The sequence below is a fragment of the Ochrobactrum sp. PL_is501 genome, assembly GCF_055816895.1.
This window is the reverse complement of record NZ_JBVPGR010000034.1, coordinates 110,685-129,248: the sequence shown is the minus strand read 5'-3', so window position 1 is coordinate 129,248 and position 18,564 is coordinate 110,685. Positions and strand designations below refer to the sequence as shown.

Annotated in this window: 20 protein-coding genes; 12 read left to right on the top strand and 8 right to left on the bottom strand. The window is 56.3% G+C overall.

Annotated elements, in window-relative coordinates:
- Positions 1 to 14: 14 nt before the first annotated feature.
- From AC0TOF_RS10665 to AC0TOF_RS10650, 4 genes are all read left to right on the top strand, one after another.
- Positions 15 to 224, top strand: coding sequence for a DUF1656 domain-containing protein (locus tag AC0TOF_RS10665; RefSeq protein ID WP_122001098.1), 210 nt, complete (start codon positions 15 to 17; stop codon positions 222 to 224).
- Positions 221 to 1,087, top strand: coding sequence for an efflux RND transporter periplasmic adaptor subunit (locus AC0TOF_RS10660; RefSeq protein ID WP_473768213.1), 867 nt, complete (start codon positions 221 to 223; stop codon positions 1,085 to 1,087). The genes AC0TOF_RS10665 and AC0TOF_RS10660 overlap by 4 nt, the downstream gene beginning before the upstream one ends.
- A 69-nt stretch (positions 1,088 to 1,156) precedes the next feature.
- Positions 1,157 to 1,855, top strand: a complete 699-nt coding sequence (locus AC0TOF_RS10655) for a type 1 glutamine amidotransferase (protein WP_122001096.1) — start codon at positions 1,157 to 1,159, stop codon at positions 1,853 to 1,855.
- A gap of 253 nt (positions 1,856 to 2,108) precedes the next feature.
- Positions 2,109 to 2,249, top strand: coding sequence for a hypothetical protein (locus AC0TOF_RS10650; RefSeq protein ID WP_162997303.1), 141 nt, complete (start codon positions 2,109 to 2,111; stop codon positions 2,247 to 2,249).
- 5 nt (positions 2,250 to 2,254) lie between these two features.
- On the opposite strand, the gene AC0TOF_RS10645 is transcribed toward AC0TOF_RS10650, so the two are convergent.
- From AC0TOF_RS10645 to AC0TOF_RS10630, 4 genes are all read right to left on the bottom strand, one after another.
- Positions 2,255 to 2,998: a metallophosphoesterase gene (locus AC0TOF_RS10645; RefSeq protein ID WP_473768212.1), complete on the bottom strand. Its 744-nt coding sequence runs from the start codon at positions 2,996 to 2,998 to the stop codon at positions 2,255 to 2,257.
- Positions 2,995 to 3,807: an FCD domain-containing protein gene (locus AC0TOF_RS10640; protein ID WP_473768211.1), complete on the bottom strand. Its 813-nt coding sequence runs from the start codon at positions 3,805 to 3,807 to the stop codon at positions 2,995 to 2,997. The genes AC0TOF_RS10645 and AC0TOF_RS10640 overlap by 4 nt, the downstream gene beginning before the upstream one ends.
- Positions 3,808 to 3,936: 129 nt before the next feature.
- Positions 3,937 to 4,224 (bottom strand): hypothetical protein, encoded by a 288-nt coding sequence (locus tag AC0TOF_RS10635; protein WP_122001093.1) that lies wholly within the window; start codon positions 4,222 to 4,224, stop codon positions 3,937 to 3,939.
- Between the two features lie 165 nt (positions 4,225 to 4,389).
- Positions 4,390 to 5,319, bottom strand: a complete 930-nt coding sequence (locus AC0TOF_RS10630; protein WP_473768210.1) for a LysR family transcriptional regulator — start codon at positions 5,317 to 5,319, stop codon at positions 4,390 to 4,392.
- Positions 5,320 to 5,516: 197 nt separating this feature from the next.
- Between AC0TOF_RS10630 and AC0TOF_RS10625 the strand changes: the two genes are divergently transcribed.
- Genes AC0TOF_RS10625 through glcF form a run of 3 tightly spaced genes read left to right on the top strand, consistent with a single transcriptional unit; the run spans position 5,517 to position 9,567 of the window.
- A complete protein-coding gene (locus AC0TOF_RS10625) occupies positions 5,517 to 7,013 on the top strand; it encodes an FAD-linked oxidase C-terminal domain-containing protein (RefSeq protein ID WP_473768209.1) in 1,497 nt (498 codons plus the stop codon).
- Positions 7,014 to 7,028: 15 nt separating this feature from the next.
- Positions 7,029 to 8,255 carry a glycolate oxidase subunit GlcE gene (glcE, locus tag AC0TOF_RS10620; protein WP_473768208.1) on the top strand — a complete coding sequence of 409 codons (1,227 nt, stop codon included), beginning with the start codon at positions 7,029 to 7,031 and terminating at the stop codon, positions 8,253 to 8,255.
- A 4-nt stretch (positions 8,256 to 8,259) separates the two neighbouring features.
- The gene (gene glcF / locus AC0TOF_RS10615; RefSeq protein WP_473768207.1) at positions 8,260 to 9,567 is read left to right on the top strand and encodes a glycolate oxidase subunit GlcF; all 1,308 of its coding nucleotides are present in this window, start codon (positions 8,260 to 8,262) and stop codon (positions 9,565 to 9,567) included.
- A 42-nt stretch (positions 9,568 to 9,609) separates the two neighbouring features.
- Here the strand turns inward: glcF and AC0TOF_RS10610 are convergent, their stop codons facing one another.
- Positions 9,610 to 10,440 carry an aldo/keto reductase gene (locus AC0TOF_RS10610; protein ID WP_122001088.1) on the bottom strand — a complete coding sequence of 277 codons (831 nt, stop codon included), beginning with the start codon at positions 10,438 to 10,440 and terminating at the stop codon, positions 9,610 to 9,612.
- A 306-nt stretch (positions 10,441 to 10,746) separates the two neighbouring features.
- Positions 10,747 to 11,514 (bottom strand): L,D-transpeptidase, encoded by a 768-nt coding sequence (locus tag AC0TOF_RS10605; RefSeq protein ID WP_473768206.1) that lies wholly within the window; start codon positions 11,512 to 11,514, stop codon positions 10,747 to 10,749.
- A gap of 238 nt (positions 11,515 to 11,752) precedes the next feature.
- Here AC0TOF_RS10605 and AC0TOF_RS10600 point away from each other — a divergent pair, with 238 nt between their 5' ends.
- From AC0TOF_RS10600 to hisG, 5 genes are all read left to right on the top strand, one after another.
- Positions 11,753 to 12,415, top strand: a complete 663-nt coding sequence (locus tag AC0TOF_RS10600; RefSeq protein ID WP_473768205.1) for a DNA-3-methyladenine glycosylase I — start codon at positions 11,753 to 11,755, stop codon at positions 12,413 to 12,415.
- Between the two features lie 51 nt (positions 12,416 to 12,466).
- Positions 12,467 to 13,084 carry a LysE family translocator gene (locus AC0TOF_RS10595; RefSeq protein ID WP_122001085.1) on the top strand — a complete coding sequence of 206 codons (618 nt, stop codon included), beginning with the start codon at positions 12,467 to 12,469 and terminating at the stop codon, positions 13,082 to 13,084.
- Positions 13,085 to 13,194: 110 nt separating this feature from the next.
- Positions 13,195 to 14,703 (top strand): histidine--tRNA ligase, encoded by a 1,509-nt coding sequence (gene hisS / locus AC0TOF_RS10590; protein WP_473768204.1) that lies wholly within the window; start codon positions 13,195 to 13,197, stop codon positions 14,701 to 14,703.
- Between the two features lie 8 nt (positions 14,704 to 14,711).
- Positions 14,712 to 15,842 carry an ATP phosphoribosyltransferase regulatory subunit gene (locus tag AC0TOF_RS10585; protein ID WP_473768203.1) on the top strand — a complete coding sequence of 377 codons (1,131 nt, stop codon included), beginning with the start codon at positions 14,712 to 14,714 and terminating at the stop codon, positions 15,840 to 15,842.
- On the top strand, positions 15,839 to 16,534 hold the full coding sequence (gene hisG / locus AC0TOF_RS10580; RefSeq protein WP_122001083.1) for an ATP phosphoribosyltransferase: 696 nt from the start codon (positions 15,839 to 15,841) through the stop codon (positions 16,532 to 16,534). Before AC0TOF_RS10585 ends, hisG begins: the two co-directional genes overlap by 4 nt.
- Before the next feature lie 97 nt (positions 16,535 to 16,631).
- Here hisG and AC0TOF_RS10575 read toward each other — a convergent pair whose 3' ends face one another.
- On the bottom strand, positions 16,632 to 17,033 hold the full coding sequence (locus tag AC0TOF_RS10575) for a DoxX family protein (protein WP_473768202.1): 402 nt from the start codon (positions 17,031 to 17,033) through the stop codon (positions 16,632 to 16,634).
- 100 nt (positions 17,034 to 17,133) lie between these two features.
- Positions 17,134 to 18,525, bottom strand: coding sequence for a class II fumarate hydratase (gene fumC, locus AC0TOF_RS10570; protein WP_473768201.1), 1,392 nt, complete (start codon positions 18,523 to 18,525; stop codon positions 17,134 to 17,136).
- Positions 18,526 to 18,564 lie beyond the last annotated feature (39 nt).

Here is an 18,564-nt window from a genome sequence, read left to right as displayed (position 1 = left end):
TGATGTGATTTGTGATGCAACCTGAACTCGACATCTATGGGATTTATATTCCAACCCTCGCTGTTCTTGCGCTGGGAGCCTACTTCGCAAATACGGCCATGCAGCGCCTTTTGGCGCGCATGCGCTTTTATCGTTTCGTGTGGCATCGGCCCTTATTCGATGCTGCGATGTATTTTTGCATTCTCGGCGTTACCGCCGTCATTCTCAATGGAATACCGCTATGAAAAAGCTCTTTGCACATTCAGGCCGGGTCTTTGTAACCCTCGTCATGGTCACAATGGCGGGACTTCTCGGCTGGCATCTATGGGATTACTATATGAACGCGCCATGGACACGCGATGGCAAGATTCGTGCGGATGTCGTGCGTGTGGCTCCGGACGTCTCGGGCCTTGTTGGCGAAGTGCTCGTTCATGATAATGAGGCTGTGCATCAAGGTGATGTGATCTTCCGTATCGACCAGGCCCGCTACAAACTCGCCCTGCAAACAGCAGAAGCGAAGGTGTATAGCAGCAGGGCTGCACTCGACATGGCCAATCGGGATCTGGTCCGCTACCGCCAGCTCAACGACACCACGGTGACCCGTCAGAAACTGGAACAGATTGAAACTACAGCCCAACAGGCGGAAGCCTCATATCGACAGGCGCAGCTGGACCGCGATCTTGCCGCGCTCAATCTGGACCGATCATCGGTCAAGGCGCCTGTGAACGGCGTTATTACCAACTTCTCGCTTCAGCCGGGCGATTATGTTTCTGCAGGTTCCGCTGTGACGGCGCTTGTGGATACGGATTCGTTCTACGTTTCCGGCTACTTCGAGGAAAACAAGCTTGAACGCATCCAGATCGGTGATCCGGTGGTGGTCGACATCATGGGCAGCAAAGTCCAGATCAAAGGAAAGGTCGAGGGCATCGCCGGAGGGATTGAGGATCGTGAGCGCAGTGATTCTTCCAGCCTGCTCGCAAATGTTTCACCGACTTTCAACTGGGTGCGACTGGCGCAACGCGTGCCGGTGCGTGTGAAACTTGAAGAGGTGCCAGACAACGTTCATCTGGTTGCGGGCCGAACGGTCAGCGTTTCAGTTGTAAACTGATTTCAAGGCCCGGCTGTCGTCCGGGCCTTTTCCATGTTAGCAAGCAAAAAAAGCGGTCGGGGATTTCTCATGGGTGTGCTGGTCGTTCAGAACTACGAAGGGTCTGGATTGGGGCAAATTGAACCCCTTCTGGCAGAGGCGGGCTTTTCCATCGATCTTCGGCGTCCTTGCAGCGGTGACGCATTGCCCGCTGACGATGTCGAATACAAAGCCTTGATCGTGCTTGGAGGTGAGCAAAATGCGCTTGCCGACGCCGAATGTCCTTATTTTCCGCATTTGCTAGAGCTGATACGCAAGTTTGGCAGCAATGATAAAGCTGTTCTCGGTATTTGCCTGGGCAGCCAACTCATAGCTCGTGCTTACGGCGCCGAGAACCTTCTGGATCGCCCCATGGAATTCGGCTGGCGGGAGGTTCGGCTTACCGAGGAAGGCAAACGCGACCCGGTCCTGTCGGCGGCTGGGGATGCCTTTCCAATCTTTCACTGGCATCGCGATACGTTTTCGCTTCCGAAGGATGCGATACACATGGCGACGAGCGATATGACACCCAATCAGGCCTATCGTATCGGTCGTGCAGTCTACGGCACGCAGTTCCATTTCGAGGCAGACACGGCGCTTGTAGGCGAGTGGAGCGAGCAGCTTGGCGAACTCATCTCGGGATTCGCGCCGGACTGGCCAAGACAGCATCCCGTGATTTCAAAGAAGTTCGGAATACAGGCGGATGCTGCAGGCGCAGCTTTAGCAAGGGCTTGGATAGCCAAAATCTGAAGATTCCGTAACCGCTCCTTAACCTTAAGTCGCACTCCGGCGTTGCGGCTTTGCCACAGCTCACAGTCAATTCTGGTTTTCATGGCAAAAGCCGTGATCTGGCGGGAACCGTTCAGTTGCGGGTAACTTTTTTCGGGTGTAACTGAACGCCGTCTTCCCGGGCAGCGACCGAGTGAGCATGGCTGATCGCCAAGCTCTCAAGTGGCGGCTCGTCTAACGAATTTCGTCCGGCCCTGTCGAAAGAGTTCCGAATATGACCGTCAAGCATGCCACTCTTCTCACCGTTCTGATGGTTTCCGCGATCGTGTTCATGGCGGTCGGCATATTCACCGTCGACGCTGGCAACAACAATGCGATGTCTACCGACGGTTACGGCATTTCCAGCGCGCACTGAGCGCGTTAATAGGTCCTGACCCTCGCTTCAATAAAACGCTTTTCCGCACCATCGATCACGATGGCCGAAAGCTGGCCGCTTTTCCACGCATAAGTATCGAGATTGACCCTGTTGGGCTGAATATCGATGGCGCTTTGTGGCGTATGGCCGTGGACGATGACTTTTTCGAATGGCTCGGCCCACTTCAAGAAGGCTGTGCGAATCCAGATCAGTTCCTCGGGATCTTGCGCATCGAGCGACACTGCGGGATTGACGCCGGCGTGACAGAAGAAGAAATCGCCAAAATCGACCGAGCGGGGCATGGCGCGGATGAAGTCTATATGACTTTGCGGAACGGCGTCGACGAGCGCTGCATGACCACGGCGGGCTGAATCCGCGTCGGTAAAATCAATTTCCACACCATAGGATCGAGCGGTGTCGACGCCGCCATGCAGTGCGAATATCCCGGCAACGTCTCCCGTCGCGAGATAGGCGAGAAAACCGTCGTCGTGATTGCCAAGCAGCGAAATCACGCGTTCGTCCCGTTCCGATGCGTCGATCAGGAAATCCAGCACGTCCTTCGATTTCGGACCGCGATCGATATAGTCACCCAGATGAATGATGCGCCAGTCGTGGACAGGACGGCGATCAAGGTCGGCGCGAATAAGCCCATGCATGTCCTCCAGCAAGTCGAGACGGCCATGCACATCGCCAATGGCGTAAATTCTGACTCCGTCGGGTCCTTTCGCATCCTTGAAAACCACGCTCATTCGTCGTCATCTTCCTTCATGTCTTTGCCAGTCTTGAGGCCGGCCCTCTGCCGGTAGCGCAGGCGCGAGACACGCTCGCGTTCCTCATGAAGCTCGCGATCGTGCGTTGCCTGTTCCACGAAACGAATATGCTTTTGGACGGCTTCGCGCGCAGCCTGCGGATTACCAGCCATGACTGCATCGTAAATGGCGCGATGTTGCGACAGAAACATGTCGGCCACGCCGGGATAGCTATAAATAAGGCTGCGATTATAAAAGACACCGTCCTTCAGCAGTTGGTAGCAGGATCGCAAGGTGTGCAGAAGGACGATGTTATGGGCAGCTTCACCAATGGCATTGTGCAATTCCACGTCGAGATGCGCTTCGGTATCGAAATCGCTGGCGCCGTGAGCTTTTTCCATCCCGGTCATGATTTCGGTCAGAAGCGCCTTGTCGGCTGGTGTCGCCCGAAGTGCTGCATATTCGGCGGCAATGCTTTCGATTTCACGGCGGTATTCGAGATAATCCGCTGTTGCCTTGCGGTGATCGGCAAAAAGCTTCACCACAGGGGCGCTGAATACCTGTCCAATGACATCTGCAACGAATGTGCCGCCGCCGTGACGGGAGATCAAGAGTTCGGCTGTTTCAAGCCGCTTGAGGGCATCGCGCAATATGGGGCGGGAAATATCGAACTGACGGGCCAGTTCTCGCTCGCCAGGCAACCTGTCGCCGCCGCGCAGAACACCCTCGAGAATAAGCGTCTCAATCTGGTGCACAACATCATCTGCCGTGCGGCTCGCCTGTATGCGTGAAAAAATCGTTTCCGCCATGCCCTCTGAAGCCTCTTTGTAACGGCGGCAAAGTAGCCGTTAGCCCCATATCCGGCAACGGAATATATTGAAATTGAAAGCCCGGCTCATAATCCAACCGGGCTTTCTTGGTTTGTCATCGAAAAGCGATCAGGCTTTTTTACGCTTGCGCGTTGCCACGAGTACAAAAAGGCCCGCAACGACACCATACATCGCCCATTTGAAGGGAAGTGCGTCAGCGGTTTCGCTACGGATCGGAAGCACGGTCACTGTGCCGGGGCGGCTTTCAAAGCCTGGCTTGCCTTCGGCTTTTGCCTGCTCGATTTGCTGCGGGGAAACAACCCATTCGGCACCGCGCGATTTGTCGTAAAACATGAAGCCGCAACCGACGATAACGGCAACGATGATTGCTAGAATGAGGCGTACAGGTGTGTTCATCATTTTTTCCCGGAAATCAGGACAATAGGGAGGAAATCATCCGATTCGCTTGAATCACGGATTATGGAAGAGCCAAGCGTTTTGAAATCAAAGGCTTAGCCAGCTCTATATGCTGCTTCGCTAATAGAACATGCGCGACTTATTAATCGACGAATGAAAATTAGTCTATTTTTTAGGCATTTCATCTGGGGATGTGCCGCTTTCCCAGTAGGGAACCGGTCCATACAGATCGGCCAGATAGTCGATGAACAGCCTCACCTTTGCCGGAAGAAACTGTTTGGATGGATAGACGGCGTGAATTGCGACGTTACGGGACGCCGCATATTCGGGCAGTACCTGGACCAGTTTGCCTGCTGCCAGTTCGGGACCGATATCCCAGGTTGAGCGTTGCGCGATGCCGAGGCCTGCCAGAACTGCCTCGCGAACCATTTCGCTGGAATTGGTTTGCAGCGGACCCACCGGACGTATGACAATGGGGCCTTTAGGCCCTTCCAGCCGCCATGGATCATTGTTGTGCGGCGCCAGACAGATATGGTGTTGCAAATCCTCGATTGTCTCCGGCGTGCCGCGCTCTGCTACATACCCCGGAGAGGCAACGAGAATGCGACGGACGGGGGCGAGGCGGCGTGCGACAAGGGTGGAATCGGAAAGTTCCGCGATGCGGATGGCAAGATCGTATCCATCGCCCACAATATCCACCATATCGTCGGTGAGCTGCATATTCACGGTGAGATCGGCATTGGCACGCATGAACGGCACGAGATAAGGCGCGATATGCATGCGTCCAAAGGTGGTGGGGGCGGAGATCTTGAGCGTACCGCGTGCGTCGGCGGAACGACGGGCGACAAATGCTTCCGCTTCCTCGATGTTGGAGAGAATGGCGAGAACCCGCTCATGATAGCCCTGACCGGCCTCGGTAAGCGCAATCTGGCGAGTCGTGCGTTGGAGAAGTCGGGTTCCAAGCCGTTCTTCCAGCCGTCCGAGTCGTTTGGAAACCACTGCGGGCGAAAGACCGAGATCCCGCGCAGCCGCCGACATGCTGCCCGTTGCCACAACACGAGCAAAAATTTCCATATCTGCCAGACTGCTCATCATATTCGGTTATCCCGCTCCCTGGATGCTTTGCGAAAGCGCTGGGTTTAGAGCATCTAGCCGAGCGCTGGGAAACTAGGCAAGCAATTATGCCGCAGCGTGGAAACTGTTCAGTCACGGGCCAAAGTGGTAAAAATGATTTACCACTTGACGAGAACGGTGCACAGTGCACTTTGGCCACACAAGTGGTGGAGGAGAATATGAGCGGACTCATCATGCCGGAGCCGGACGCGTCCGTCATGCAACGGCGCGAGCAGATCGTTGCTGACCTGCGCGGCATCGTGCCGGGCGAGGGCGTCGTTGATGCTGTCAATGCGATGCGCGTGTTCGAAAGCGATGGGCTGACGGCCCACCGCTCGCTGCCGCTGGTGGTCGTGCTGCCTGAAACGGTTGAACAGGTTTCGCAGGTTTTGCGCTATTGTTACGATAATAATGTTCGTGTCGTGCCAAGAGGGGCGGGCACTTCGCTATCGGGCGGCTCGATGCCGTTGCAGGATGCGGTTCTGCTTGGCCTGTCGCGCTTCAACCGTATTCTGGAAATCGATTATCCCAACCGTGTCGCGGTGGTGCAGCCAGGCGTGACCAATCTCGGCATCACCAAGGCCGTGGAATATGAGGGCTTTTATTATGCGCCCGATCCGTCGTCGCAGATCGCCTGTTCGATCGGCGGCAATGTCGCGGAAAATGCCGGCGGCGTGCACTGCCTGAAATACGGCCTCACCGCCAATAATGTTCTGGGCATTGAAATGGTGCTGATCACCGGCGAGGTGATCCGTCTCGGCGGCAAGCATCTCGACAGCGAGGGCTACGATCTTCTTGGTCTGATGACCGGTTCGGAAGGTCTGCTCGGCGTGGTGACGGAGATCACCGTGCGCATCCTGCAGAAGCCGGAAACGGCGCGCGCCGTCATGATTGGCTTTCCCTCCAGCGAACAGGCCGGTCAGTGCGTCGCCGACATTATCGGCGCAGGCATCATTCCCGGCGGCATGGAAATGATGGACAGGCCAGCCATCAAAGCCGCGGAAGATTTCGTGCGCGTGGGTTATCCGCTTGATGTCGAGGCACTTTTGATTGTCGAGCTGGACGGTCCGCCGGTGGAGGTGGATTATCTGATTGGCCGGGTCGAGGCGCTGGCGCTTGAAAACGGCTCAACGACCTGCATTCTGTCGCAGTCCGAGGAACAGCGTCTGGCTTTCTGGGCTGGGCGCAAGGCGGCTTTCCCGGCAGTAGGGCGCATCTCGCCTGACTATCTGTGCATGGACGGGACCATTCCGCGCAAGGAGTTGCCCCGTGTTCTCTCCGGCATGCGCGATCTGTCGGAAAAATACGGATTGCGGGTGGCCAATGTGTTCCATGCGGGCGACGGCAATCTGCACCCATTGATCCTCTATGATGCGAATATTCCTGGCGAATTGGAAGCGGCGGAAGATTTTGGTGCCGACATTTTGCGGCTTTGCGTGAAAGTGGGCGGTGTTCTCACCGGCGAACATGGCGTGGGTATAGAAAAGCGCGACCTGATGCCGGAAATGTTCAACGAGATCGATCTCGATCAGCAGATGCGCGTCAAATGCGCTTTCGATGCCAAGCATCTGCTCAATCCAGGCAAGGTCTTTCCGCAATTGCGCCGCTGCGCCGAGCTTGGCCGCATGCATGTGCATCGCGGCGAGTTGGCCTTCCCGGATATTCCCCGATTCTGACCTGTGGTTCCGATCATGAGTGATGCAAATATCTTGAAGCCTCAGGATGAGGCGGGCGTTCTGGAGGCGGTGCAAGAAGCGCTGGCAGGCTCCATGCCGCTGGAAATCATTGGCCACGGCTCCAAGCGCGGTGTCGGCCACCGCGTTGATGCCGGTCGTGTGCTGGACGTATCGGCTCTGTCGGGCGTGACCCTGTACGAGCCGGACGAGCTGGTGCTTTCCGCAAAGGCCGGTACGCCCATGGCCGAGATCGAAAAGCTTTTGGCCGACAACAATCAGTGCTTCCATTTCGAACCGATGGATTACGGGCCGTTGTTGTCTGGTGAGGGCGGTCGCGGCACCATTGGCGGCACACTGGCCGCCAACCTGTCCGGTCCGCGCCGTCTCAAGGCAGGTGCTGCCCGCGACCATGTGCTCGGTGTGCGGGTCGTTTCGGGGCGCGGCGAAGTGTTCAAGTCCGGCGGACGGGTAGTCAAGAACGTGACTGGCTACGATCTTTCCAAAGGCATGGCCAATTCGTGGGGCACGTTGGGCGTTGCCACGGAAGTGACATTCAAGGTCCTGCCGAAGCCAGAAACTGCAGCGACGCTTGCCGTGCGCGGACTGACTGACGAACAGGCGGCGCGCGTCATGGCTATGGCCATGGGTTCGCGAGAGGAAGTCGCTTCCGCGGCGCATCTGCCGCCGACGGTCGCCAATCGTTTTCTGGATGGAAAGCTCGGTTGGGAAGCGGCAACCGTGTTGCGGCTTGAGGGCTTTGCACCTTCGGTTGAGCATCGCAGCAAGCAATTGCAGGCATTGCTTGGCGGGTCGATTGATGTGCTTGATGAAACGCAGTCAGAGCAGCTTTGGCGGGAGGTGCGCGACGTGCTGCCTTATGCCAATGCAGGGGATAACCGAGCTGTCTGGCGCGTTTCAATGACGCCGATGCAGGGCTGGCAAATGGTGGACGAGTTCCGTCGGCATGCCGGTGTCGATGCCTATTATGATTGGCAGGGCGGCCTGATCTGGATGCGGATGGAAGCCGAACCTGAAGCACAAACTCTGCGCAAGCTTATCGCCAGACATGGCGGCGGTCATGCAACGCTTGTGCGCGCGCCGGAACATATTCGAGCAAATGTAGAGGTGTTTGAGCCGCAACCGTCAGCACTTGCCGCACTTTCCCGGCGGCTGAAAGAACAATTCGATCCAGAAAATATCCTCAACCCGGGGCGTATGCATCCCCGTCAGGCTGGAGCTTGAAACCATGCAGACTCATTTCAGCCCCGACCAGCTACGCGATCCCGGCGTCAATGAAGCCGAGAAAATCCTGCGCAAATGCGTGCATTGCGGCTTCTGCACCGCCACATGCCCAACCTATGTGACGCTCGGCAATGAACTGGATAGTCCGCGCGGACGCATCTATCTCATCAAGGACATGCTCGAAAACGGGCGTCCGGCGGATGAGGAAATCGTGCGCCATGTGGATCGCTGCCTGTCTTGTCTCTCCTGCATGACGACCTGCCCATCGGGTGTCAATTATATGCATCTGGTCGATCATGCGCGCGCGCATATCGAGAAAACGTACAAACGCCCCTTCATGAACCGCTTCCTGCGTGCGGTTCTGGCGCAGGTTTTGCCCTATCCGGGCCGCTTCCGCGCCGCCCTGAAGCTTGCGAAGCTAGGCAAGCCCTTCGCGCCGCTATTGCGCAAAAGTCCGACATTGCGGCCGATGGCGGCTATGCTCGATCTTGCACCGCAAAGCCTGCCTGTGGCAACCGAGATCAAAACGGTCAGTCCCGCCAAAGGCGAAAAGCGTGGTCGCGTGGCGATCCTCAATGGCTGTGCTCAAGCTGTCCTCAATCCCGGCATCAATGCCGCGACCCTGCGGCTCTTGAACCGCTTCGGTATCGAAGTGGTGACGCCGAAGGGGGAGGGCTGCTGCGGTTCGCTGGTCCACCATATGGGCCGCGAGGAGCAGGCGCTGGAACAGGCAAGGCACAATGTCGATGTGTGGATGCGCGAGATCGAAGCGGGCGGTCTCGATGCGATCATCGTCACGGCTTCGGGCTGTGGCACGACCATCAAGGACTATGGCTACATGCTGCGCCTCGATCCTTCCTATAAGGACAAGGCGGCGTGTGTGTCGGCTCTGGCCAAGGACATTACCGAGTATCTCGCGGGCATCGAACTGCCGGAACCGGATGCGCCGCAGGCCCTGACGGTTGCCTATCATTCCGCCTGCTCCATGCAGCACGGGCAGAAGATCGTGCGCCAGCCGAAGGACCTGCTCTCGAAGGCGGGTTTCACGGTGAAGGAGCCGCTGGAAGGGCACCTGTGCTGCGGATCGGCTGGTACCTACAACATCATGCAGCCGGAGATTGCTGCCAAGCTGCGTGATCGCAAGGTGAAGAACATCGAGGCGACGCGTCCCGATCTGATCGCAACCGGTAATATTGGCTGTATGACCCAGATCGCCACGGGCAGCAAACTGCCTATCGTACATACGATAGAACTGATCGACTGGGCCTATGGCGGGCCGAAGCCGCAAGGATTGTCACAAATCGCCGCTTGAAAAAAACCGGGCGGCGGCCCGGTTTTTTTCTTCGGTGCCTGCTCAGCCTGCCGAGAATGTGCTCGGGTTCGGACCTATCCGTCCATCGGCCTTGTCCAGTTTCGTGATCGCATCATGATCGGTTCCATTGAGACGGAAATCGAAAATACCGAAGTTTTCCCTGATGCGGGCGGGTGTAACGGACTTCGGGATAACAATATTGCCCGTCTCGATATGCCAGCGCAGGATGATCTGTGCAACCGATTTGCCATGCTTTTCGGCGATGGCTTTCAGCGTGGCGTCCTCGAGAATTTTACCCTGGCCGAGCGGGCTCCAGGCTTCGGTCGCGATGCTGTGCTTGCCATGGAACAAACGCAACTCATCCTGCTGGAACTGTGGGTGGAGTTCGATCTGGTTGAGAACCGGCGTGACGCCGCTTTCCTTGATGATGCGTTCAAGGTCGGCTGTGCGGAAATTCGATACGCCGATGGACTTGGCGCGGCCTTCTTCTTTCAGCTTGAGAAAGGCACGCCAGGTTTCCATAAACAGATCTTTCGATGGCATGGGCCAGTGGATGAGATAAAGATCCACATAATCCGTTCCAAGCTTTTTCAGGCTGGCATCGAATGCTTTCAGCGTCGATTCATAGCCCTGATCGCTGTTCCACAATTTCGTGGTAAGAAAAATGTCATTGCGTTCAATGCCGGAGTTCTTGATCGCCCTGCCGACGCCCTCTTCATTGCCATAAATGGCGGCAGTATCGATATGGCGATATCCTGCTTGCAACGCTTCGCTGACAGCGGCGACCGCTTCGTCGTTACCCACTTGCCAGACACCGTAACCGAGCTGCGGAATATGATTGCCGTCGTTCAGTTTAACCATCGGTACGGTCATGATTTGTCCTTTCCCTCCGAAGCATTCAGCGCGGGCAGATTCCCGTGATGCTCAAAATGCTATTGACCCACATGCCGGTTCTTCTCCGGCACGGACTGCCTTCCAGCAGTCCATTTCATCTTTCATTGGACTTTGCCATCGTCAGCATATGGGTGTTCGGCAGAAAAGGAAAAGCCCTTTCAATCATGTTTGCAGGTCTGCAATCATTCTTTCTGTGCAGAATTTTTGATGTTTTCAGATTTGTGAAAACAATACGGCCGCCCCGGCAAGAGGGCGGTCGCAAGCAGCTTGAAAAAGGCGATTGTTCTAACGGACAACGACCTTTGCACCAATCGGAACACGTTCATAAAGATCGGTGACGTCCTCATTGCGCATGCGAATGCAACCGGAAGACATGGCTTTGCCGATGGTCCATGGCTGGTTGGTTCCATGAATGCGATAGAGCGTTGCACCCAGATAGAGCGCCCGTGCACCGAGCGGGTTATTGATGCCGCCTTCCATGCGCGCAGGCAGGATACGTCCCTTTTTGCGTTCACGCGCGATCATTTCCTTTGGAGGCGTCCAGGTTGGCCATTCGGCCTTGCGGCTGATGCGCTGCGAACCTTTCCAGCTGAAACCTTGCTTGCCGACGCCGACCCCATAACGCATTGCCTTACCGCCGGATTGAACAAGATAAAGGAAGCGTTTGCCTGTATCGATGACAATGGTTCCCGGCTTTTCAGTGCCGGAATAGGAAACCGTCTGCGGCAGGTAAGCCGAGTCGATCTGGTGTTTTCGCACAGTATTGGAAGGGTTTGCTGCCGGACGCTGGTATGAAACCTGGCGGTAGTTCGATCTGGCTTTCTGTTTCTGCCTGGCAGCCACGCGCGGCGCTGGCTGCTGAGACTGCTGCACGACCCGTATTCTGGCGGGCTGCCCCTGCAACTGAGCGACCCATGGCGCGGAAAGATCAGGGCTGACACGCACAGGTGGTGGTGTTGCATAGCGATCATTGGCAAACGCCATGCCCGTGCTGACGATGGAAACAGCAATCGCCGCAAGCGATCCGATTAAAAGAAGATGACGTGGTTTCATAATCCAAATCCGTCTCTTTGCGCCGGAAAACCTTGTTGGCGCAGTTGCCCCTTGCAGCTCCTGACATCACCTGTCAGGAGAGCGGCCCTCATGCTCATGGGGGGATTGTGTGCCGGAATGGAATCATAAAGGTAAATTTCGCCGCGTGTTTTGCCTCATGCTCCTTCCAATTAAAGTTGTGGTTAGTGTCAGGTTGCGCGACATAATTAATTATGGATGAAGCTTGAGAGGCGGAACAATGAACGATGTTGCGGAGGCAAGAACCGGTCTGATCGTCGGTGCCGATGGAATGATGCGTTGTTTCTGGCCAGGTGAATTACCCGATTATCTTGCCTATCATGATAATGAGTGGGGTGTTCCTGTTTCCGACGATTTGCGGCTTTTCGAAAAGATCTGCCTTGAGGGTTTCCAGTCGGGGTTGTCGTGGCTCACGATTTTGCGAAAGCGGGAGAATTTTCGGGCCGCTTTCGATGGCTTCGATTTCCATCGTGTTGCCCAATACGGTCAGGCGGATGTGGAGCGCCTGCTGGCTGACAAGGGTATTGTGCGCCATCGCGGGAAAATCGAATCCACGATCAATAACGCCAAACGCGCAATTGAACTCGTTGCGGAGAAAGGTTCATTGGCAGCCTATTTCTGGTCTTTCGAGCCGGGCTCAAAAGATCGCCCTGCGGTGGTGGACTATCCAACTCTGATTGCCAATCCAAAGACTGAAACGTCCATCCGCATTTCCAAAGACCTGAAGAAGCGCGGCTGGTCATTTGTGGGGCCGACGACTGTTTATGCGTTCATGCAGGCGATGGGACTGGTGAACGATCACATTGAAGGCTGCCATTGTCGGCTGCATATCGAAAAGTTGCGAGAGAGTTTCAAAAGGCCGGGCCCGAGCAGCGATTGCTAAGCTGCATCATTTCTGCCAGAAACATCCCACATTTGAGTATGGGAGATAATCATGGACTTGGTGTCGTTGTTGGCATTCGCCGGTATTCTGGTTGTGGCGGCGGGTACGCCGGGGCCGAATGTCGGCGCGCTGGTGGCGCGTGTCATCAGCCGCGGCCACAAGGGCGTCTTTCCATTCATGTTCGGCCTGTGGCTCGGTGATGCGATCTGGCTTTCATTGGCGGTCTGGGGACTGGCCGCGCTGGCCAATACATTTCATACAGCATTTCTCATTCTCAAATATGTGGGCGTTGCCTACCTGATCTATCTTTCGTGGAAGATGTGGATCGCACCAGTTGATGAAGTTTCCGATGAAAACGCTATTCCTCGTCAGGGGGAAGCCGGGAAGCTCTTCCTTAGCGCGCTGGCGATTACGCTCGGTAATCCCAAGATCATGGTGTTTTACCTCGCCATTCTGCCGACGGTGGTCGACATCACGCATGTTTCCCTTGTGGGCTGGGGCGAATTGCTGCTGGTCATGTTTGCCGTTCTCGCCGCGGTCGATACGGCGTGGGTAGTACTTGCAGCGCAGGCACGGCGGTTTCTTCGCAGTCCGCGCATGATGCGGATTGCCAACAGAACCAGCGCCGGCATGATGGCAGGAGCGGCAGTCGCCATTGCGACACGCTGAACACATTCCCTGCACTTGCCGCAACGGACTTGATCGGTTAGGAAACCGGCAACACAATTGATGCCGGTTCCAATCGGCAATATGTACAAATCAGCGATCAGGCAGGAAAAATGGCCGATAAAGCGGACAAGATGAAGGCGCGGTTGCCGCGCGGGTTTGTCGATCGGGTGCCGGATGATTTGCGCGCCGCCGAAAAAATGATGGCGACCATCCGCGAAGTTTATGACCTCTATGGCTTCGAGCCGGTGGAAACGCCGCTGGTCGAATATACGGATGCGCTCGGAAAATTCCTGCCGGATCAGGACCGCCCGAATGAAGGCGTGTTCTCGTTTCTGGATGATGACGACCAATGGCTGTCGCTGCGCTATGATTTGACCGCGCCGCTTGCGCGTTACGTCGCTGAAAATTTTGAGTCGCTGCCCAAGCCTTATCGCAGCTATCGCAATGGCTGGGTATTCCGCAACGAGAAGCCCGGCCCGGGCCGTTTCCGCCAGTTCATGCAGTTCGACGCCGACACGGTCGGTGCGCCGAACGTGTCGGCCGATGCCGAAATGTGCATGATGATGGCCGACACGCTGGAGCGTCTCGGCATTCGGCGCGGGGATTATGTAATCCGCGTCAATAACCGCAAGGTTCTCGACGGCGTGCTGGATGCAATTGGCCTGGAAGGCGAGGGCAATGCCGCGAAGCGCCTCAACGTGCTGCGTGCCATCGACAAGCTCGATAAGTTCGGTCCTGAGGGCGTTCGTCTTCTGCTTGGCAAAGGCCGTCTGGACGAAAGCGGCGATTTCACCAAGGGTGCTGAACTTGCCGATGCCGCGATTGAAAAAGTGTTGGCTTTCACTGACGCAGGTGGTGCAACTGGTGGCGATACGATTGCCAATCTTCGCGCTGTCGTCGCAGGCAATGCCAAGGGCGAAGAAGGCGTTAGCGAACTTGCCGACATGCAGGCGCTGTTTTCGGCAGGCGGATATGATGGTCGTGTGAAGATCGATCCATCTGTTGTGCGCGGTCTTGAATATTACACCGGTCCGGTTTTCGAGGCAGAACTTCTGTTCGACGTTACCAATGAAGACGGTCAGAAGGTCGTGTTCGGTTCGGTCGGCGGCGGCGGCCGTTACGATGGCCTTGTGTCGCGCTTCCGGGGCGAGCCGGTTCCGGCGACGGGCTTTTCCATCGGTGTCTCACGCTTGATGACCGCGCTGAAGAATCTGGGCAAACTGGATGTTTCCGATGTGGTCGGTCCTGTTGTCGTGTTGGTCATGGACAAGGATACAGAAAGCCTCAGCCGCTACCAGAAGATGGTCTCCAATCTGCGTCAGGCTGGTATCCGCGCTGAAATGTATGTTGGCGGTTCCGGCATGAAGGCACAGATGAAATATGCCGATCGCCGCGAGGCCCCTTGCGTCATTATTCAGGGTTCGCAGGAACGCGAGGCTGGTGAGGTGCAGATCAAGGATCTGGTCGAGGGAAAGCGTCTTTCGGCAGAGATCGAAGATAATGTGACCTGGCGCGAAAGCCGTCCGGCGCAGATCACCGTCAAGGAAGATGGGCTGATCGATGCCGTCCGCGAAATTCTCGGCAGTCAGGCGCGTGACCGCGCAGAACAGTCGAAGTGACGGAAGCCATGACTGGATCGCGTTCGTCTGAGGTTCTTAACTCGCTTCGCGCAGAACTTGATGCGCGCGAAGCGGAGCTTGTCGAAATTCCGCTGATCCAGCCAGCTGATCCATTTCTGGATATGGCGGGCGAGGATTTGCGCCGCCGTATCTTCCTGACTGAGAACGAAAACGGCGATAGCCTGTGCCTGCGGCCAGAATTTACCATACCGGTCTGCCGTAATCACATCGCTTTGAATGCCGCGACGCCCAAACGCTATGCCTATCTCGGCGAAGTTTTTCGTCAACGTCGTGATGGCGCGGCTGAGTTTTTGCAGGCTGGCATTGAGGATCTGGGCGCATCCGATGAAGCCGCCTCTGATGCACGCTCAATCGTTGATGCGCTGACTTGTGTTCGTGCTGCGGCTCCCCAGGCTGAACTTCAGATCGTGTTGGGCGATCAGTCTGTTTTCGCAGGCATGCTGAAAGCGCTGGGGCTCCCGCAGGGCTGGCGCAAGAAGATTCTCCGTTCTTTCGGCGACGCCAGTTCGATGGAACAGGTGCTTGCTGAATTGACGGGAGACCAGCGGCGTGATCCGTTGCCGGAAACGCTCGCAGTGCTGGTCGCAGAAGGTGACGAAACCGGACTTGCGCGGATGCTGGCAGCGGAAATGCTTGAAGCCGGCATGTCGCCCGGCGCCGGACGTTCGCCGGCTGAAATCGCTCGCCGGCTGATCGAAAAGGAAGATCTGGCGGCCACGCGTTTCCCTGCCGCGGCGCTCGATCTTCTGAAGCAGTTTCTTGAAATGCGCGTTTCGCTTGATTCCGCGACCGTTACCCTGCGGGCGTTTGCAGCGGAAAACGCTCTTGATCTTGCTGCGGTGCTGCAGAAATTCGAAGCACGCAGCGAAGCCATCGCGAATGCGGGTATTGCCACCAACGAGATCATCTACGATGCATCCTTCGGGCGTCCGCTCGATTACTATACCGGTCTCGTTTACGAAATCCGGGCTGCGGGCATCGAGAAAGATGGCATTCTTGCGGGCGGCGGCCGCTATGACCGGCTTCTGACTATGCTTGGCGCTTCGGAAAATATCCCCGGCGTTGGCTTTTCCATCTGGCTCGACCGGTTGCAGATGCTGGCGGGAGAGAAAAAATGAGCGTGACACTCGCATTGCCATCCAAGGGACGGTTGAAAGAGCAGACGCTGGCGGTGCTCAAAAATGCAGGTTACACAGTCGTCCTGCCGGATGACTCGCGCAATTACCGTGCGCGCGTCGAAGGTGAGGATGATCTGGATATCCTGTTTCTTTCTGCTTCGGAAATTGCGCGCGAGCTTGGGTATGGCAGCGTCGATCTGGGCGTTACAGGTGAGGACCTCGTTCGCGAGACATTGGCACATTCGGAAGAACGTGTGGCTATTGAAGCTGAGCTTGGTTTTGGTCACGCTGACGTGGTGGTGGCTGTCCCTGAAGTCTGGCGTGATGTGACCAGCATGGCAGATCTGGACGATGTGGCTGCAGACTTTCGCCAGCGTCATGGCCGTCGCCTTCGCATCGCCACAAAATACTGGCGTCTGACTCAGCAGTTCTTTTCGCAGAAACACGGTATTCAGGTCTATCGCATCGTGGAAAGCCTCGGTGCGACCGAAGGTGCACCGGCGGCAGGTTCCGCCGACATGATCGTGGATATAACTTCTACGGGGTCCACCTTGCGCGCCAACCGTCTCAAGGTGCTGGAAGACGGCGTTATTTTGCGCTCGCAGGCCTGTCTTGTTTCGGCGCGACGAAGCCACGGCAATGCACGTGTGGCGGAGGTAGCATCGCGTATTCGCCAAGGGTTAGGGCGCTGATAGCAATCAGCCTTGCATAGAACCCGTTCATATACGCTCAATTGAAAAAGCCGCGCCCGATGAAGGCGCGGCTTTTTCGTCGTATGTAGTGCTTTTATCAGCTGCGCTTGGCATCGACCGACAGCGAACCTGCGCCGTGCAGGGCGAGAATGAACAGGCCACCGGCAATTGCCAGGTTTTTCTGGGCCATCATGGCGTTCATAGCCTGCGAGAAGTCCATATGAGCAACGAGCGTTGCTCCGATGGTGAAGAGGCCAACAATGGCCGCTGCGATACGGGTCTGGAAGCCGACGAGAATTGCAAGGCCGCCGAGCAACTCAACCAGGCCGACGATCACGGCGGTGACAGTCGGTAATGGAAGGCCGAGGCCAGCGAAGTAGCCTGCGGTGCCAGAAATGGCGGTGAGCTTGCCGTAACCGGCAATAATGAAGAGAATCGATAGGAATATGCGGGCGATAAGCGTTACAACGCCATTCGTCTGCGGAGTGATAGTGGACATGGGGCTATCTCCTGTTGAGCTGAGGCATCAATTAACGATTGTTGACTGTCAAGGAAAGCCGTCTAATCCTCGACAGTTTGTTTACAGTATGAATACCAATTCACTCAGGCGCAATCATTCTCTCTGCGCGAACCAGCCGATCGTAGTCTTCTTCGGATACGAGCCCGCTCGCCAGAGCTTCTTCGCGCAAGGTTGTGCCGTTCTTATGGGCTGTCTTGGCGATCTTGGCCGCATTGTCATAGCCTATGGCTGGGGCCAACGCGGTTACGAGCATCAACGAGCGATCCAGCAATTCCTTGATACGGTTCAAGTTCGGTTCGATTCCCTCGACACAATGATCGGCAAATGACACCATGGCATCGCTAAGGATGCGGATCGATTGCAGGACATTATATGCAATAACTGGCTTGAACACGTTAAGCTCAAAATGGCCCTGACTGGCCGCGGCGGTTACGGTCGTCTGGTTGCCGAAGACCTGGGTTGCCACCATCGTCAACGCTTCAGCCTGGGTTGGATTGACCTTGCCCGGCATAATGGAGGAACCTGGTTCGTTTTCCGGCAATGATAGTTCCCCCAGACCGGAGCGGGGACCGGAACCCAGGAAACGGATGTCATTGGCAATCTTGAAAAGGTCTGCCGCCAAGGCATTCAGGCTTCCGTGGAAGTTGAGAATAGCGCCATGGCTGGCAAGCGCTTCGAATTTGTTGGGCGCTGTTTTGAACGCCAGGCCTGTAATTTCGCTCACGGCTTCAGCAAAACCCGTATCGAAACCGATCGGCGCGTTCAATCCCGTGCCAACGGCGGTTCCTCCTTGCGCAAGCAGAAAAACGTCTGCAAGCGATTGCTCGATCCGATGGCGCGCATATTCCAATGCGGCACTATAACCGGAAAATTCCTGTCCGAGCGTGACCGGCGTTGCATCCTGAGTATGGGTGCGACCTATTTTGATAATGTCCTTGAAAGCGTCTTCCTTGACTTTCAAGGCTGTCGTTAGATGCTCAAGCGCCGGATAAAGACGATTTACCGCTTCAACTGCGGTTGCAATGTGAATGGCTGTTGGAAAACTGTCATTTGATGACTGGCTCATATTCACATGGTCATTGGGGTGGACCGGTTTCTTGGATCCCATTTCACCACCGAGAAGCTCGATAGCCCGGTTTGAAATGACCTCATTGGCATTCATGTTGGATTGCGTTCCCGAACCGGTCTGCCAGACGACCAATGGGAAGTGATCGTCCAGCTTGCCCTCGATGACTTCGGACGCCGCCACCGCGATTACCTGACCAAGAACAGGGTCGAGCTTTCCCAGAGCAATGTTGGTTTCTGCTGCCGCGCGCTTGACGACCCCCAGCGCATGAACCAACGGAAGCGGCATGCGCTCGCCTCCGATCCGGAAATTTTGCAGCGAGCGTTGCGTCTGGGCGCCCCAGTAACGATCTGCGGGAACATCAATCGGGCCGAAAGTGTCTGTTTCGGTACGCGTAGCGGTCATTTCATGTCTCCGGCAAACTTGGACTCGGAACCGAGCCTT

Excerpts from the sequence above, each read along its gene's own strand:
- AC0TOF_RS10635 (WP_122001093.1), bottom strand. The coding sequence starts at position 4,224 with ATGAACACACCTGTACGCCTCATTCTAGCAATCATCGTTGCCGTTATC.
- AC0TOF_RS10665 (WP_122001098.1), top strand. The coding sequence starts at position 15 with ATGCAACCTGAACTCGACATCTATGGGATTTATATTCCAACCCTCGCT.
- AC0TOF_RS10625 (WP_473768209.1), top strand. The coding sequence starts at position 5,517 with ATGAGCGGACTCATCATGCCGGAGCCGGACGCGTCCGTCATGCAACGG.
- hisG (WP_122001083.1), top strand. The coding sequence starts at position 15,839 with ATGAGCGTGACACTCGCATTGCCATCCAAGGGACGGTTGAAAGAGCAG.
- AC0TOF_RS10595 (WP_122001085.1), top strand. The coding sequence starts at position 12,467 with ATGGACTTGGTGTCGTTGTTGGCATTCGCCGGTATTCTGGTTGTGGCG.
- AC0TOF_RS10645 (WP_473768212.1), bottom strand. The coding sequence starts at position 2,998 with ATGAGCGTGGTTTTCAAGGATGCGAAAGGACCCGACGGAGTCAGAATT.
- AC0TOF_RS10660 (WP_473768213.1), top strand. The coding sequence starts at position 221 with ATGAAAAAGCTCTTTGCACATTCAGGCCGGGTCTTTGTAACCCTCGTC.
- AC0TOF_RS10605 (WP_473768206.1), bottom strand. The coding sequence starts at position 11,514 with ATGAAACCACGTCATCTTCTTTTAATCGGATCGCTTGCGGCGATTGCT.
- AC0TOF_RS10650 (WP_162997303.1), top strand. The coding sequence starts at position 2,109 with ATGACCGTCAAGCATGCCACTCTTCTCACCGTTCTGATGGTTTCCGCG.
- AC0TOF_RS10600 (WP_473768205.1), top strand. The coding sequence starts at position 11,753 with ATGAACGATGTTGCGGAGGCAAGAACCGGTCTGATCGTCGGTGCCGAT.
- glcE (WP_473768208.1), top strand. The coding sequence starts at position 7,029 with ATGAGTGATGCAAATATCTTGAAGCCTCAGGATGAGGCGGGCGTTCTG.
- AC0TOF_RS10655 (WP_122001096.1), top strand. The coding sequence starts at position 1,157 with ATGGGTGTGCTGGTCGTTCAGAACTACGAAGGGTCTGGATTGGGGCAA.
- AC0TOF_RS10630 (WP_473768210.1), bottom strand. The coding sequence starts at position 5,319 with ATGATGAGCAGTCTGGCAGATATGGAAATTTTTGCTCGTGTTGTGGCA.
- AC0TOF_RS10585 (WP_473768203.1), top strand. The coding sequence starts at position 14,712 with ATGACTGGATCGCGTTCGTCTGAGGTTCTTAACTCGCTTCGCGCAGAA.
- AC0TOF_RS10640 (WP_473768211.1), bottom strand. The coding sequence starts at position 3,807 with ATGGCGGAAACGATTTTTTCACGCATACAGGCGAGCCGCACGGCAGAT.
- hisS (WP_473768204.1), top strand. The coding sequence starts at position 13,195 with ATGGCCGATAAAGCGGACAAGATGAAGGCGCGGTTGCCGCGCGGGTTT.
- AC0TOF_RS10610 (WP_122001088.1), bottom strand. The coding sequence starts at position 10,440 with ATGACCGTACCGATGGTTAAACTGAACGACGGCAATCATATTCCGCAG.
- glcF (WP_473768207.1), top strand. The coding sequence starts at position 8,260 with ATGCAGACTCATTTCAGCCCCGACCAGCTACGCGATCCCGGCGTCAAT.
- AC0TOF_RS10575 (WP_473768202.1), bottom strand. The coding sequence starts at position 17,033 with ATGTCCACTATCACTCCGCAGACGAATGGCGTTGTAACGCTTATCGCC.
- fumC (WP_473768201.1), bottom strand. The coding sequence starts at position 18,525 with ATGACCGCTACGCGTACCGAAACAGACACTTTCGGCCCGATTGATGTT.